The organism is Comamonas sp. GCA5, assembly GCF_036541385.1.
GTDB lineage: Bacteria > Pseudomonadota > Gammaproteobacteria > Burkholderiales > Burkholderiaceae_C > Comamonas > Comamonas aquatica.
The window spans coordinates 15,512-28,554 of the sequence record NZ_JAZHFR010000011.1 but is presented as its reverse complement, the minus strand read 5'-3'; the positions used below and the strand labels follow the sequence as shown (position 1 = coordinate 28,554).

The window sequence follows — 13,043 nt, the reverse complement described above, 5'->3', positions numbered from 1 at the left end:
TCCAAGGCTAAAGACCTTGAACACCTTTTTCAGCCAGCGCCAACCGCTCCTGGTTTTGAAAAAAACAAGGCGGCACCTGCTTCCAGATACCGCCTTGGGCCGCACACCCGGGGCACCCAGGGCGCCCCGCACATCACGCCAGCGTCACCCGCGCGAACTTGCGCTTGCCCACCTGCACCACGAAGGTGCCGGCGTCCAGCTTCAGGCCGCGGTCACTGACCACGTTGCCATCCACGCGCACGCCGCCGCCATCGATCAGGCGGTTGGCTTCGCTGGTCGAGGGCGCCAGATTGGCCTGCTTCAGCAAAGCGCCGATGCCCAGGGGCGCGCCGGACAGGCTCAGCTCGGGGATGTCGTCGGGGATACCGCCCTTGGAGCGGTTGATGAAATCCTGCTCGGCCGCCTCGGCCGCCGCCGCGCTGTGGAAGCGCGTGGTGATTTCCTTGGCCAGGGCCACCTTGGCGTGCTTGGGGTTGCCGCCGGCGGCAATCTCGGCCTTCAACTGGGCGATGTGCTCCAGGCTCTGGAAGGACAGCAAGGTGTACCAGTCCCACATCAGGTCGTCCGAGATCGACAGCACCTTGGCGAACATGGTGTTGGCGTCCTCGGTGATACCGATGTAGTTGTTCTTGGACTTGGACATCTTGTGCACGCCGTCCAGGCCCACCAGCAGCGGCATGGTGAGCACACACTGTTGTGGCTGGCCATATTCGGCCTGCAGATGGCGCCCCATCATCAGGTTGAACTTCTGGTCCGTACCGCCCAGTTCCAGGTCGGCCTGCAGCGCCACCGAGTCATAGCCTTGCAGCAGCGGGTACAGGAACTCGTGCAGGCTGATGGAGCTGCCTTCGGTGAAGCGCGTGTGGAAGTCGTTGCGCTCCATCATGCGGGCCACGGTGTACTTGGCCGACAGCTGGATCATGCCGCGCGCGCCCAGCTGGTCGCACCATTCGCTGTTGTAGCGCACCTCGGTCTTGGCCGGGTCCAGCACCTTGGCGGCCTGGGTGTAATAGGTCTCGGCGTTCACCTTGATCTGCTCGGCCGTCAGCGGCGGGCGGGTGGAGTTGCGGCCCGAGGGGTCGCCGATCAGCGTGGTGAAGTCGCCGATCAGAAAGATCACCTGGTGGCCCAGATCTTGCAGCTGGCGCATCTTGTTCAGCACCACCGTATGCCCCAGATGAATGTCCGGCGCCGTAGGATCCAGCCCCAACTTGATGCGCAAAGGCACGCCCGTGGCCTCCGAACGCGCCAGTTTCTGCGCCCATTCCTCCTGGGGCAGCAGCTCATCCACACCACGCAACGTGACTTCAAGCGCTTGTCTTACAGCCTCGGTGACCGGGTATGTTGTAACAGCATTTTGATTCATAAGGGTTTTTTCCAGCACGGGGGGTATTGCCCCCGCTATACTTCGGGCTCGATTGCAGTGACGAATTCTAGTCGGCCGGCCATTGGCATACAGCGCAATGGCAACTATGCTGACAGAAAGCGTATCCCGTCACTCACATGGTCGTTTGTCTTCTCAGGGTACGCGCCACTTCCGGGAACCATGTTTTGAATAACAGCCTAGTTTCTGCCGGCAGTGCTTTGCTTGCACAGCTGGCCCGGTCCATTCAGCGACACCCCAAGCGACTCACCGCAGCCATCGCCGCCCTCATGCTCAGCGCAGGCGGCGGCGCGTTTGCTGTGGCCTCGCTAGGTCCAGATCCCGCTGAACTGCCGGTTCGCACACTCACGCAGACCGTCCCCTCGTTGGTGGAAGGCAGTACGTTGGCGGACCTGACGGACCTCAACGATTTCTCGCTCTATCGCACCGACTACACCCGCGCCAGCGACACCGCCGAGTCGTTGCTGCAGCGCCTGGGCATTGCCGATCCGGGCGCCTCCGCCTTCCTGCGCAGCAACGAGCTGGCCCGCCAGCACCTGTTCAGCCGCAATGGCCGCCTGGTCTCCGCCGAAGCCAGCAACGACCACCAGTTGCGCAAGCTGAACGTGCGCTGGATCCAGGACGAAACCAGCCAGAACTTCGAGCGCCTGGTGCTGGAGCGCGATGCCAACGGCAAGTTCAGCGCCACCGTGTCCAGCGCACCGCTGACCACCAGCACCCGCTTGGCGGGCGGCACCATCCACAGCAGCCTGTTCGCCGCGACCGATGCCGCCGGCCTGCCCGATGCCGTGGCCGTGCAGATCGCCGACATCTTTGAAGAGGTCAATTTCCACCGCCTGCACAAAGGTGACCGCTTCTCCGTCATCTACGAAACCCTGGAAGCCGACGGCGAATTCCTGCGCTCGGGCCGCGTGCTGGCCGCAGAATTCCACAACCGCGACAAGCTGTACCAGGCCATGTGGTTCCAGGAGCCCGGCAAGCGTGGCTCCTACTACGCCATGGACGGCTCCAGCTTGCGCCGCGCCTACCTGAGCTCCCCCGTGGAGTTCTCGCGCGTCAGCAGCGGCTTTGCCATGCGCATGCACCCCATCCACAACACCTGGCGCAAGCACCTGGGCACGGACTTTGCCGCCGCCACCGGCACCAAGGTGCGTACCGTGGGCGACGGCGTGGTTGAGTTTGCGGGCTGGCAAAACGGTTTTGGCAATGTGGTGTTCATCAAGCACAGCAACAGCAGCCATGTCACCGTCTACGCCCACCTGAGCCGTATTGACGTCAAGAAGGGGCAGCCCGTGGAACAAGGCCAGTCGATTGGCGCCGTGGGCGCGACAGGCTGGGCCACCGGTCCGCACCTGCACTTCGAGTTCCGTGTCAACGGCGTCCACCAGGATCCCCAGACCGTGATCGCCAAGAGCGAAGCGAACGAGATTTCCGCCAAGGTGCGCCAGCAGTTCAAGCAGCACGCCGAATTCATGCACATGCAACTGGCTTCTGCCGAGCAGATCCGTCAAGCCAGCGCACAATAAGCCGCTGCGCGCAGTGACTCCCCAGGGCCTCCAGCGTGAGGCCCTTTTCTTTTCCCGGATGCAGCTTGTGACGATGCCTGAACACTTTATTGGCCTGATGTCAGGCACCTCCCTCGACGGCGTGGATGGCGTGCTGGTACGCTGGCAGGCAGACCAGCCATCGCAGGTCCTGGCCTACGCCTGCCAACCCTTCCCCACCCCCTTGCGCCAGGAGCTGCTGGCCTTGAACAGCCCCGACGGCGTCAACGAATTGCACCGCGCGGCCCTGGCCGGCAACGCTATCAGTCGCGCCTATGCCGCGGTGGTGCGGCAGCTGTTGCAGCAGGCCGACCTGCCCCCGAGTGCGGTACGGGCGATTGGCGCCCACGGGCAGACCGTGCGCCACCAGCCACAGCTGCACGACGGCACGGGCTACACCCTGCAGCTGCAAAACCCGGCGCTGCTGGCCGAAGCCACGGGGATCACCGTGGTCGCCGACCTGCGCAGCCGCGATGTGGCGGCCGCCGGCCAGGGTGCGCCCCTGGTCCCCGCCTTTCACCAGGGCGTCTTCGCCGATGCGCAGACCACCACGGCGGTGCTCAACATCGGCGGGATTGCCAACCTCAGCATCCTGCCGCCCAGCACCCAGGCCGATGCGGTCATCCTTGGTTTTGACTGCGGCCCCGGCAACGCGCTGATGGACTGGTGGTGCCTGCAGCACACGGGCGCAGCCTACGACGACCAGGGCCGCTGGGCTGCCGGCGGCCAAGTGCACCCGGCCTTGCTGCAGCAGCTGCTGGCAGAACCCTTTCTGCAGCAACCGCCCCCCAAGAGCACCGGACGCGACCTGTTCAACCCGCACTGGCTGCAGGCGCAACTCCAGCGCGTGGCAGCCACGATCCCGGCCCAGGATGTCCAGACCACCTTGACCGCACTGACCGCCCACAGCTGTGCCGACGCGGTGCAACGGCATGCGGGTGACAGTGGTCGCTTGCTGGTCTGCGGGGGCGGCGCATTGAATACCGAGCTGATGTGCCAGCTGCAGGCCCTACTGCCGGCGTACACCGTCACCAGCACCGCCGCACAGGGACTGCCGCCGCTGCAGGTGGAGGCCGCGGCCTTCGCCTGGCTGGCACGCCAGTGCCTGCACGGTTTGCCGGGCAACCTGCCGACGGTCACCGGCGCCAAGGGGCCCCGGATTCTGGGCGCGATCTACCCCGCCTGAGCGGCACGCGCGGGTGCGGGACCGTCTCAGCCCTCGGGGCGGTCGGGCGTGGGCGTGATGCGCTCGTCCGCATCCAGCTGGCTGAAGACCAGCGTGGCCGCCAGCGTCATCACCCCCACCGTGACGAAGGTGGCCTGCAAGGCCAGCAGCTTGTAGCCCTCGCGGGCCTGCCACAGGTCGGCATAGCTGGCCAGCACCGCCCCCGCCACGGCCACGCCCATGCTCATGGCCAGCATCTGCACCATGGACAGCAGGCTGTTGCCGCTGCTGGCGGACTCGCCGGTCATGTCCTTGAGCGTGACCGAGTTCATGGCCGAGAACTGCATGGAGTTGATACCACCGAAGATGAACAGCTGCAGCAGGATCAACCACATCGGCTGCCCCGGGTGTATCCATCCCAGGCAGGCAATCATCAGCCCCAGCAGCACCGAGTTCACCTGCAGCACACGCTTGTAGCCATAGCGCAGCACCGTGCGCACGGCCATGCGCTTGACCAGCATGCTGCCGATGACCATGGCCAGCATCATGCTGCCGGCATGGAACGGTGACAGACCCAGCCCCACCTGCAGCATCAGCGGCACCAGGAATGGCGCCGCGCCACTGCCCAGGCGTGCGAACAGATTGCCCATCAGGCCGACGCGCAACGAGCGCACCTGAAACAGCGCCGGTGCAAACAGTGGCGTGGGCGTGCGCAGCGCATGCAACCAGTAGGCCGCCAGGCTGGCCATGCCGAAGACCAGCAACACCGTCACCAGGGCCCGCCCCATGCCGATGCCCGACAAGACATCCAGGGCCAGCGACACCCCGACCATGCCTGTGGCCAGCAGGCTGAAGCCCACCCCATCAAACGGCCGTGGCGGCTGTGCATCCGACTTGGGCATCCAGCGCCAGGCCGCCCAGATGCCGACCACCCCGACGGGCACATTGATCCAGAAAATCCAGTGCCAGGAGGCATATTCCACCAGCCAGCCCCCCCAGGGCGGGGCCCAGCAGCGGCCCCACCTGCCCCGGGATGGCGATGAAGCTCATGGCACGGATGAAGGCATCGCGCGGATAGGCCCGCAGCACCGCCAGCCGCCCGACCGGCAGCATCATGGCACCGCCCACCCCCTGCACCACGCGCGCGCCCACCAGGAACTGCAGCGACGGCGCCAGCGCGCACAGCACCGAGCCCAGCACGAACAAGGCCATGGCGGCGGTGTAGATGCGGCGCGTGCCGAACCGGTCCGCCACCCAGCCCGTAGCCGGGATCAGCATGGCCGTGGTCAGGGCATACGCCACGATCACCGACTGCATCTGCAGCGGACTTTCCCCCAGCGATGCGGCCATGCTGGGCAGGGCCGTGTTCAGGATGGTGGCATCCAGCGTCTGCATGAAAAAGCCGACCGCGACCAGCCACAACAGGCGTTCACTGGCCATGGAAGAAGTGGGGGGGACTGCGTTCATGGATAAAAAGATGAGCTGACTGCGCAGGCTGGATCAGGGTAAAACCCCAATTTGAATACAAAAAAGCCGCTGGAGGCAGCGGCTTCTTGGAGGGAGAGGGCGAATCCTGCAGATCCGCCACCTCGGGATCAGACCGAGAAGCTGGAACCGCAGCCGCAGGTGGTGCTGGCGTTGGGGTTCTTGATCACGAACTGCGCGCCCTGCAGGTCTTCCTTGTAGTCGATCTCGGCACCGATCAGGTACTGGTAGCTCATGGCGTCGATCAGCAGCGACACGCCATTCTTGGTCATGGTGGTGTCGTCGTCGTTGGTGATCTCGTCGAACGTGAAGCCGTACTGGAAGCCCGAGCAGCCGCCGCCCTGCACGAAGACACGCAGCTTCAGATCGGGATTGCCTTCTTCCGCGATCAGATCCGCCACCTTGGCAGCCGCGCTGTCGGTGAAAACGATGGGATCAGGCATGTCTGTGACTTGTTGTTCGGCAACGGCGCTCATGGGGATACTCCGAGTGTTCTCTGAAATCGGCTCGAATGGTACTGCAATCCGCTCGGGAATTCGGTCCCCAGCGCGTTTGACGGCAGTGGCAGTGGGGGCATTGCCCGGGTCCGCTGGAGCCAGCGGGCCACGGGACGTCATCCCACAAAAAAGCCGCCTGACCCGAAGGCCCAGCGGCTTTTTTGTGGCAAGGCCGCTCCGAAGAACAGCCTGCCGAGGTCTGAAACGAATTAACGCTTCGAGAACTGCTTGGCGCGACGTGCACCACGCAGACCGACCTTCTTACGCTCGACTTCACGGGCGTCGCGAGTCACGAAGCCGGCTTGGCTCAGTGCAGGCTTCAGGGCCGCGTCATAGTCGATCAGGGCACGTGTGATGCCGTGGCGGGCAGCGCCAGCCTGACCAGATTCGCCGCCGCCATGGACGTTGATCTGGATGTCGAAAGCTTCGACGTTACCAGTCAGCACCAGAGGCTGCTTAGCGATCATGATGGAGGTTTCGCGGCCGAAGTACTGTTGAATGTCTTTGCCATTCACAGTGATCTTGCCGGAGCCCTTCTTCAGGAATACACGAGCGACGCTAGACTTGCGACGGCCGGTACCGTTGTTCCAATCACCAATCATTGAGGTCTCCTTAGATTTCCAGAGCCTTAGGCTGCTGTGCGGTATGGGGGTGCTCAGCACCGCCGTACACCTTCAGCTTCTTGATCATGGCGTAGCCCAGGGGACCCTTGGGCAGCATGCCCTTGACGGCCTTTTCCAGAGCGCGGCCAGGGAACTTAGCCTGCAGGTCGCGGAAGTTGGTGGCAGTGATGCCGCCGGGGAAACCGGAGTGACGGTAGTACACCTTGTCCAGGTTCTTGGTGCCAGTGACCTTGAGCTTGGAGGCGTTGATGATGACGATGTAGTCGCCGGTGTCAACGTGAGGTGTGTAGATGGCCTTGTGCTTGCCGCGCAGACGGAGTGCCACTTCGCTGGCGACACGTCCGAGCACCTTGTCGGTGGCGTCAATCACAAACCACTCGTGTTGCACCTCAGCGGGCTTTGCGCTGAATGTAGACATGAGATTTCTCTTTCTAGAGGGTTTGGCGGATCCTTTTCCGCGGTCGGTGCTTCTTCTTGACTCCATCGCTGGAGCAGGAAGCCTCTTAGGCGGGGACTGCCTGGGATCGCTCCCAAACACTTCGCCGCGGGACCCATAAAATCGCTGCGAAGCCCGCCATTATACAAAATAGCGTCCAATACGGCCATGCACCTTTGTCGGCATGTGGATTTAGGCACACGCGCACGAATCCCAGGACACTGGACCCCATCCCTGCGGCCCCGGGCCGCCTGCCCCGCTGCAGCCCGGCTGCCGCACTGCCAAGAAAAGAATTACGACCTATGTTCAGCTACCGCCACGGCTTTCACGCCGGCAACCACGCCGACGTCCTCAAGCACACCGTCCTGATCGCCGCCCTGCAACACATGACCCAGAAGGACACGGCCATCAGCGTGATCGACACGCACGCCGGCGCCGGCCTGTACCGCCTGGACGGCGACTTCGCCAGCACCAGCGGCGAGGCCAAGGACGGCATCGCCCGCCTGATCGACGTGCCCGAAGCTCAGCTGGCACCGGCCCTGCGCGCCTATGTACAGACCGTGCGCAGCGTGAACCAGGGCAAGGGCGTGAAGACCTACCCCGGCTCGCCCTTCATCACCCACAGCCTGCTGCGCCCGCAGGACAAGCTGCGCCTGTTTGAGCTGCACCCCACTGACTGGCGCGCGCTGGACGGCAACATGGCGCAACTGGACAGCGGCAAGCAGGTGGAGATCCTGATGGAGGACGGCTTCAACGGCGTCAAGCGCTTCCTGCCCCCGCCCTCGCGCCGCGGCTTTCTGCTGTGCGACCCCAGCTACGAGATGAAGACCGACTACGGCCGCGTGATCAGCATGATCGAAGACGCGCTGGTGCGCTTTGCCACCGGCACCTACGCGGTCTGGTACCCCATCATCCCGCGCCAGGATGCGCACGACCTGCCCAAGCGCCTGAAGACCATCGCCACCAAGGCCGGCAAGGGCTGGCTGCACGCCACGCTCACGGTCAAGGGCAGCAAGCTGCGCAGCGAGGTGAACGACTGGGGCAACACCACCGAGGCCAAGCGCCCCGGCCTGCCCGCCAGCGGCATGTTCCTGATCAACCCGCCGTTCACGCTGCGCGCGGCGCTCAAGGAAGCCCTGCCGCAGATGCAGCAACTGCTGGCCCAGGACAAGAACGCCACGCACACCCTGGAATACGGCGAGTAAACACGCCCAGGCGCGGCAAAGCCCCGGGGATGCGCCCCAGGCCGCACCGCAGCAGGGCCATGGCCTGACCGGGCACGTCGCACGGCAAGCGCGATAAACGCGCAGATTCATCGCGGACCGCCTGCACGGCACGTCACAACGCCACATAAAAAAGGAGCTGTCAGCGCTGTCTTTTCAAGGATTCCAGGGCTTAAAGCTCTCGAAATCCACGAACGACAAGCGCTGACAGCTCCTTTTTTTCACCGATACCCGGCGGCACGCTGGCCGCGCCGGAGATCCCGTTCAGTTGTTGGCCGCCAGCAGTGCCTCGGGGCAGCTGTCCTGGCCGTCGTCCAGCTTGTAGATTTCCACAGTCTTCACACCCTTGCCCAGCATGCCGATTTCCTCGGCCGCAGCCTTGCTCAGGTCGATCACGCGGTTCTTGGCAAACGGACCCCGGTCGTTCACGCGCACCACCACGGCCTGGCCGGTGCTCTTGCTGCGCACGCACAGCTGGGTGCCGAATTCGTAGGTGGGGTGGGCCGCGGTCAGCTCGTACTGGTTGAAGCGCTCGCCGTTGGCCGTCTTACGACCATGGAAGCCCGGGCCGTACCAGGAGGCAATGCCCTGCTGATCCACCTCGGGCAGCTCCAGGTCGTACAGGCTTTGCTGCACGGCCTTGGCGGGATCACCCAGGCGGTCGGGACGCAGCGCAGGGGGCGCCATACGGGCCAGGGCTTCAGAGCCGGTGCGGCCGCTGGCGCGCGGTGCGGTGCTGGTGGCGGAAGGGGCACTGACCGCGACCGTCTCGGTCGCCGGGGGCAGCGGTGCGCAGGCGCTGAGCAGCGTGACCAGCAGGGCGGAAGCCGCAGGCCAGGCGCTGCGGCGCAGCGAAAACTTCAGATACACATTGGCGGTGGCAGCAGGCTGGCACGCAAGTGCGGACATGGTCTAACCCTTCTCACGGTGAGCGCTCAAAAAGCCGCACCACAGGGTCAGGGTCACGCACAAGCCGGTTTACAGGCCCAAACGGTCACACAGCTCCAAAGTGGCAGCGCTCTGGTTCATCGTATAAAAGTGCAAGCCGGGTGCGCCTTGGTCGCGCAGCTGCTCGCACAAGCGAGTGACCACGTCCAGACCGAAGGCCCGGATGGAGGTCACGTCGTCCCCGTAGGCCTGCAGGCGCAGGCGGATCCAGCGGGGAATCTCAGCGCCTGTCGCGTCGGAAAAGCGCATGAGTTGGGAGGAATTGGTGATCGGCATGATACCCGGAACCACCGGAGCCGACACGCCAAGTGCTTGAATCCCCTCGACAAAACGAAAATAAGCGTCCGCATTGTAGAAATATTGGGTGATTCCGGAGCTGGCGCCGGCCTGGATTTTTGTAGCAAAAGCTTTCAGGTCCGCCTCGGGCGAGCGGGCCTGGGGGTGGGTCTCGGGGTAGGCCGCCACCTCGATGTGGAACCAGTCGCCGAACTCGCGGCGGATGAAGGCCACCAGATCGCTGGCGTAGTGGAATTCACCGCCCAGGCCATAGCCGCTGGGCAGGTCGCCGCGCAGCGCCACGATGCGCCGCACGCCCATGTCCTGGAGCTGCTGCAGCTCCGCGCGCACCTTGTCGCTGGTCGCACCGATGCAGGAAAAGTGCGAAGCCGCCTGCATGCCTTCGGCCTGGATGTCGCGCACCATGCTGAAGGTGCCGGCCTGCGTGGAGCCGCCCGCGCCATAGGTCACCGAGCAGAACTCGGGCTTGCGCGCGTACAGGTCCTGGCGCACCTGCACGTGCTTGGCCGCGCCTTCGGGCGTCTTGGTGGGAAAAAACTCGAAGCTGATGGGGAAGCTGCTGGGGTTTGCGTTTGCCACGTTCATCTCTCCTCGCCTGCCCTCCCGGCAGGCTGTTGGCGGTCTGGGGTCACGGCCAGGGGCCTGCAGTCCTGCGGGCACCCCGGGTTCCACCGTCAGTATTTCTTGGTGTTCTTGCGCTTGGGCCGGGCCGGGCCGGGGACGTTGTAGCCGTCTTCCTCGTCGTCGATCACGTCGATGCGCTTGAGCTCGCGCAGCACCGTGCGCGACACGCGCTTGGCCGCCGGCGCCGCGGGCTGATCGGGCAGGGGCTCACCCAGCCCCTTGATGGTCTGGCCTTGTACCGCATGGATGAAGAACTCACGGTTGCCGTCGCCACCTTCGATGGCGGATTCCATCCAGGCCTTGACCTCCAGACCCAGCTCGGTCAGGCAGGTGTGCACGCGCTCTTCCACTTCCTGGAAGTGGGCCGGCTCGCGCACGATGCCGCCCTTGCCGATCTGGCCGGGCTGCAGCTCGAACTGGGGCTTGACCAGCATCAGCAGCTGGCCGTGCGGCTTGAGCAAGCGCACCACGGCGGGCAGCACCAGGGTCAGCGAAATGAAGGACACATCGCCGGTGACGAAGTCGAACAGGGGCGTGGTGTCCACCTCGGCGTATTCCGCCTTACGGCGGCGCTCGGTCGGCACAGTACCCTCTTCGCGCGCCTTGGCCTTGGCCGCGCGCTCGGCCTTGAAGGCCTCGATGTCGCTGTCCTTGGCGTCGTTGCTGTCGTCGTAGTCCTCGTCGACCTGGCCACCGTTGCGCATCCAGGCATAGGGCGCCTTGGGCTGGGTGTCGTTGTCTTCTTCCTCTTCCCAGCGCTCGGAGATCACCTCTTCGCAGGCGTCTTCCAGCACCTCGGCGGTCATGGCGCGGGCGTTCATGCCTTCCACGCAGACCACGCGCACATCGGCGCGCAGGCGCTCGTGCAACTGGCCGTGGCCCACGTCCACGCCGATCACCTGGGCCGCGCCGCGTTGCAGCAGGCAGTCGGTGAAGCCGCCGGTGCTCTGGCCCACGTCCAGGCAGCGCAGGCCATCGACCTTCAGGCCGGAGGCCTCCAGCGCGCCTTCGAGCTTCAGGCCACCGCGCGAGATGTACTTGGCCTCGGCGTTGTCGAGCAGCTTCAGCTCGACGCCCGCGGGAATGTCGTCACCGTTCTTGGTGACCTTCTTCCACGGGGCCAGCGGCGTCAGGCGCCATTCCACGCCCGAAGCGATCAGGCGCTGCGCTTGGGAGCGGGTGGTGGCATGGCCGTGGTCCACCAAAAATACATCTGCGCGCATAGCGTCTTTCCTTTAATACTCAAACAGGCCCTGAGCGCATATCCAGTCTGCGCATGCAGCTATCAAAATTAGATGTTTACCCAGGGCAGAGCCACGGCCCCTGCCGCGGCTCCGGTCCGCCATGATCAGTAGCGGTAGGTGTCAGGCTTGTAAGGGCCTTGCTTGTTCACACCGATGTAGGCGGCTTGCTCATCGGTCAGCTCGGTCAGCATGGCGCCGACCTTCTTCAGGTGCAGGCGCGCGACCTTTTCGTCCAGGACCTTGGGCAGCACGTAGACCTTGCCGGCTTGGTACTCGGCCGGCTTGGTGAACAGCTCGATCTGGGCGATGGTCTGGTTGGCGAACGAGGACGACATCACAAAGCTGGGGTGGCCGGTGGCGCAGCCCAGGTTCACCAGGCGGCCCTTGGCCAGCAGGGTGATCTTCTTGCCGTCAGGGAAGGTGATCTGGTCCACCTGGGGCTTCACTTCTTCCCACTGGTACTGCTCGATCGACGCGACGTCGATTTCGTTGTCGAAGTGACCGATGTTGCAGACGATGGCCTGGTCCTTCATGGCGACCATGTGCTCGTGGCGGATGATGTCCTTGTTGCCGGTGGTGGTCACGAATATGTCGGCCTTGTCGGCGGCGTACTCCATGGTCACGACCTTGTAGCCTTCCATGGCGGCCTGCAGGGCGTTGATGGGGTCGATCTCGGTCACCCACACTTGGGCCGACAGCGCGCGCAGGGCCTGGGCCGAACCCTTGCCCACGTCACCGTAGCCGGCCACGCAGGCGACCTTGCCGGCGATCATCACGTCGGTGGCGCGCTTGATACCGTCCACCAGGGATTCGCGGCAGCCGTACAGGTTGTCGAACTTGGACTTGGTCACCGAGTCGTTGACGTTGATGGCGCGGAACAGCAGCGTGCCCTTGGCGCTCATCTCGTTCAGGCGGTGCACGCCGGTGGTGGTCTCTTCGGTCACGCCGATAATCTGGGCCGACTTGCGGGTGTACCAGGTGGGGTCCACGGCCAGCTTGGCCTTGATGGCGGCAAACACAATGCGCTCTTCTTCCGAGCCGGGGTTGGCCAGCACGGACAGGTCCTTCTCGGCCTTCTGACCCAGGTGCATCAGCATGGTGGCATCGCCACCATCGTCCAGAATCATGTTGGGGCCTTCGCCTTCGGTGCCGGCGGCGCCGAATTCGAAGATGCGGTGGGTGTAGTCCCAGTAGTCTTCCAGCGATTCACCCTTGATGGCGAACACGGGCGTGCCGGTGGCGGCGATCGCGGCGGCCGCGTGGTCCTGGGTCGAGAAGATGTTGCACGACGCCCAGCGCACATCGGCGCCCAGGGCCTTCAGCGTCTCAATCAGCACGGCCGTCTGGATGGTCATGTGCAGCGAGCCGGTGATGCGCGCGCCCTTCAGGGGCTGGGCCGCAGCGAACTCTTCGCGGATGGCCATCAGGCCGGGCATTTCGGTTTCGGCAATCCTGATTTCCTTGCGGCCCCAGTCGGCCAGGGAAATGTCGGCGATTGCGCGGTCTTGGGTATTGCTCATGGTTTCTCCGGTGCGGAAAACAACTTGAAAAAACCACGTTCTGGGGATTGGGG

The 13,043-nt window shown here is 64.5% G+C and carries 11 protein-coding genes and 1 pseudogene; 3 read left to right on the top strand and 9 right to left on the bottom strand.

The features are described from left to right. Positions 1 to 133 precede the first annotated feature (133 nt). Positions 134 to 1,366 carry a tyrosine--tRNA ligase gene (gene tyrS, locus SJH88_RS04515; protein WP_043381820.1) on the bottom strand — a complete coding sequence of 411 codons (1,233 nt, stop codon included), beginning with the start codon at positions 1,364 to 1,366 and terminating at the stop codon, positions 134 to 136. Positions 1,367 to 1,551: 185 nt separating this feature from the next. Between tyrS and SJH88_RS04510 the strand changes: the two genes are divergently transcribed. Both SJH88_RS04510 and SJH88_RS04505 read left to right on the top strand, forming a co-directional pair. Next, positions 1,552 to 2,910 carry a M23 family metallopeptidase gene (locus SJH88_RS04510; RefSeq protein ID WP_420921715.1) on the top strand — a complete coding sequence of 453 codons (1,359 nt, stop codon included), beginning with the start codon at positions 1,552 to 1,554 and terminating at the stop codon, positions 2,908 to 2,910. Between the two features lie 73 nt (positions 2,911 to 2,983). Beyond that, the gene (locus SJH88_RS04505) at positions 2,984 to 4,114 is read left to right on the top strand and encodes an anhydro-N-acetylmuramic acid kinase (protein WP_274753710.1); all 1,131 of its coding nucleotides are present in this window, start codon (positions 2,984 to 2,986) and stop codon (positions 4,112 to 4,114) included. Between the two features lie 26 nt (positions 4,115 to 4,140). Here the strand turns inward: SJH88_RS04505 and mdtD are convergent. The 4 genes and pseudogenes from mdtD to rplM all read right to left on the bottom strand — a co-directional run bounded on the left by mdtD (position 4,141) and on the right by rplM (position 7,116). Then, positions 4,141 to 5,560: pseudogene (mdtD, locus tag SJH88_RS04500) on the bottom strand (multidrug transporter subunit MdtD). A gap of 128 nt (positions 5,561 to 5,688) precedes the next feature. Continuing rightward, positions 5,689 to 6,054: an iron-sulfur cluster insertion protein ErpA gene (gene erpA, locus SJH88_RS04495; protein ID WP_042418472.1), complete on the bottom strand. Its 366-nt coding sequence runs from the start codon at positions 6,052 to 6,054 to the stop codon at positions 5,689 to 5,691. A gap of 230 nt (positions 6,055 to 6,284) precedes the next feature. Continuing rightward, positions 6,285 to 6,677, bottom strand: coding sequence for a 30S ribosomal protein S9 (rpsI, locus tag SJH88_RS04490; protein ID WP_042418469.1), 393 nt, complete (start codon positions 6,675 to 6,677; stop codon positions 6,285 to 6,287). A gap of 10 nt (positions 6,678 to 6,687) precedes the next feature. Then, positions 6,688 to 7,116 carry a 50S ribosomal protein L13 gene (gene rplM, locus SJH88_RS04485; protein ID WP_003059004.1) on the bottom strand — a complete coding sequence of 143 codons (429 nt, stop codon included), beginning with the start codon at positions 7,114 to 7,116 and terminating at the stop codon, positions 6,688 to 6,690. A gap of 320 nt (positions 7,117 to 7,436) precedes the next feature. Here rplM and SJH88_RS04480 point away from each other — a divergent pair, with 320 nt between their 5' ends. Further along, positions 7,437 to 8,339 carry a 23S rRNA (adenine(2030)-N(6))-methyltransferase RlmJ gene (locus SJH88_RS04480; RefSeq protein ID WP_274753709.1) on the top strand — a complete coding sequence of 301 codons (903 nt, stop codon included), beginning with the start codon at positions 7,437 to 7,439 and terminating at the stop codon, positions 8,337 to 8,339. 282 nt (positions 8,340 to 8,621) lie between these two features. Here the strand turns inward: SJH88_RS04480 and SJH88_RS04475 are convergent, their stop codons facing one another. The 4 genes from SJH88_RS04475 to ahcY all read right to left on the bottom strand — a co-directional run bounded on the left by SJH88_RS04475 (position 8,622) and on the right by ahcY (position 12,990). Continuing rightward, complete coding sequence (locus SJH88_RS04475) at positions 8,622 to 9,266, bottom strand: septal ring lytic transglycosylase RlpA family protein (protein WP_274753708.1); 645 nt, start codon at positions 9,264 to 9,266, stop codon at positions 8,622 to 8,624. A 69-nt stretch (positions 9,267 to 9,335) separates the two neighbouring features. Beyond that, the gene (gene metF, locus SJH88_RS04470; protein WP_042418460.1) at positions 9,336 to 10,187 is read right to left on the bottom strand and encodes a methylenetetrahydrofolate reductase [NAD(P)H]; all 852 of its coding nucleotides are present in this window, start codon (positions 10,185 to 10,187) and stop codon (positions 9,336 to 9,338) included. Between the two features lie 89 nt (positions 10,188 to 10,276). Then, on the bottom strand, positions 10,277 to 11,449 hold the full coding sequence (locus SJH88_RS04465) for a TlyA family RNA methyltransferase (protein WP_274753707.1): 1,173 nt from the start codon (positions 11,447 to 11,449) through the stop codon (positions 10,277 to 10,279). Between the two features lie 125 nt (positions 11,450 to 11,574). Next, positions 11,575 to 12,990 carry an adenosylhomocysteinase gene (ahcY, locus tag SJH88_RS04460; protein ID WP_183302228.1) on the bottom strand — a complete coding sequence of 472 codons (1,416 nt, stop codon included), beginning with the start codon at positions 12,988 to 12,990 and terminating at the stop codon, positions 11,575 to 11,577. Positions 12,991 to 13,043: the final 53 nt, after the last annotated feature.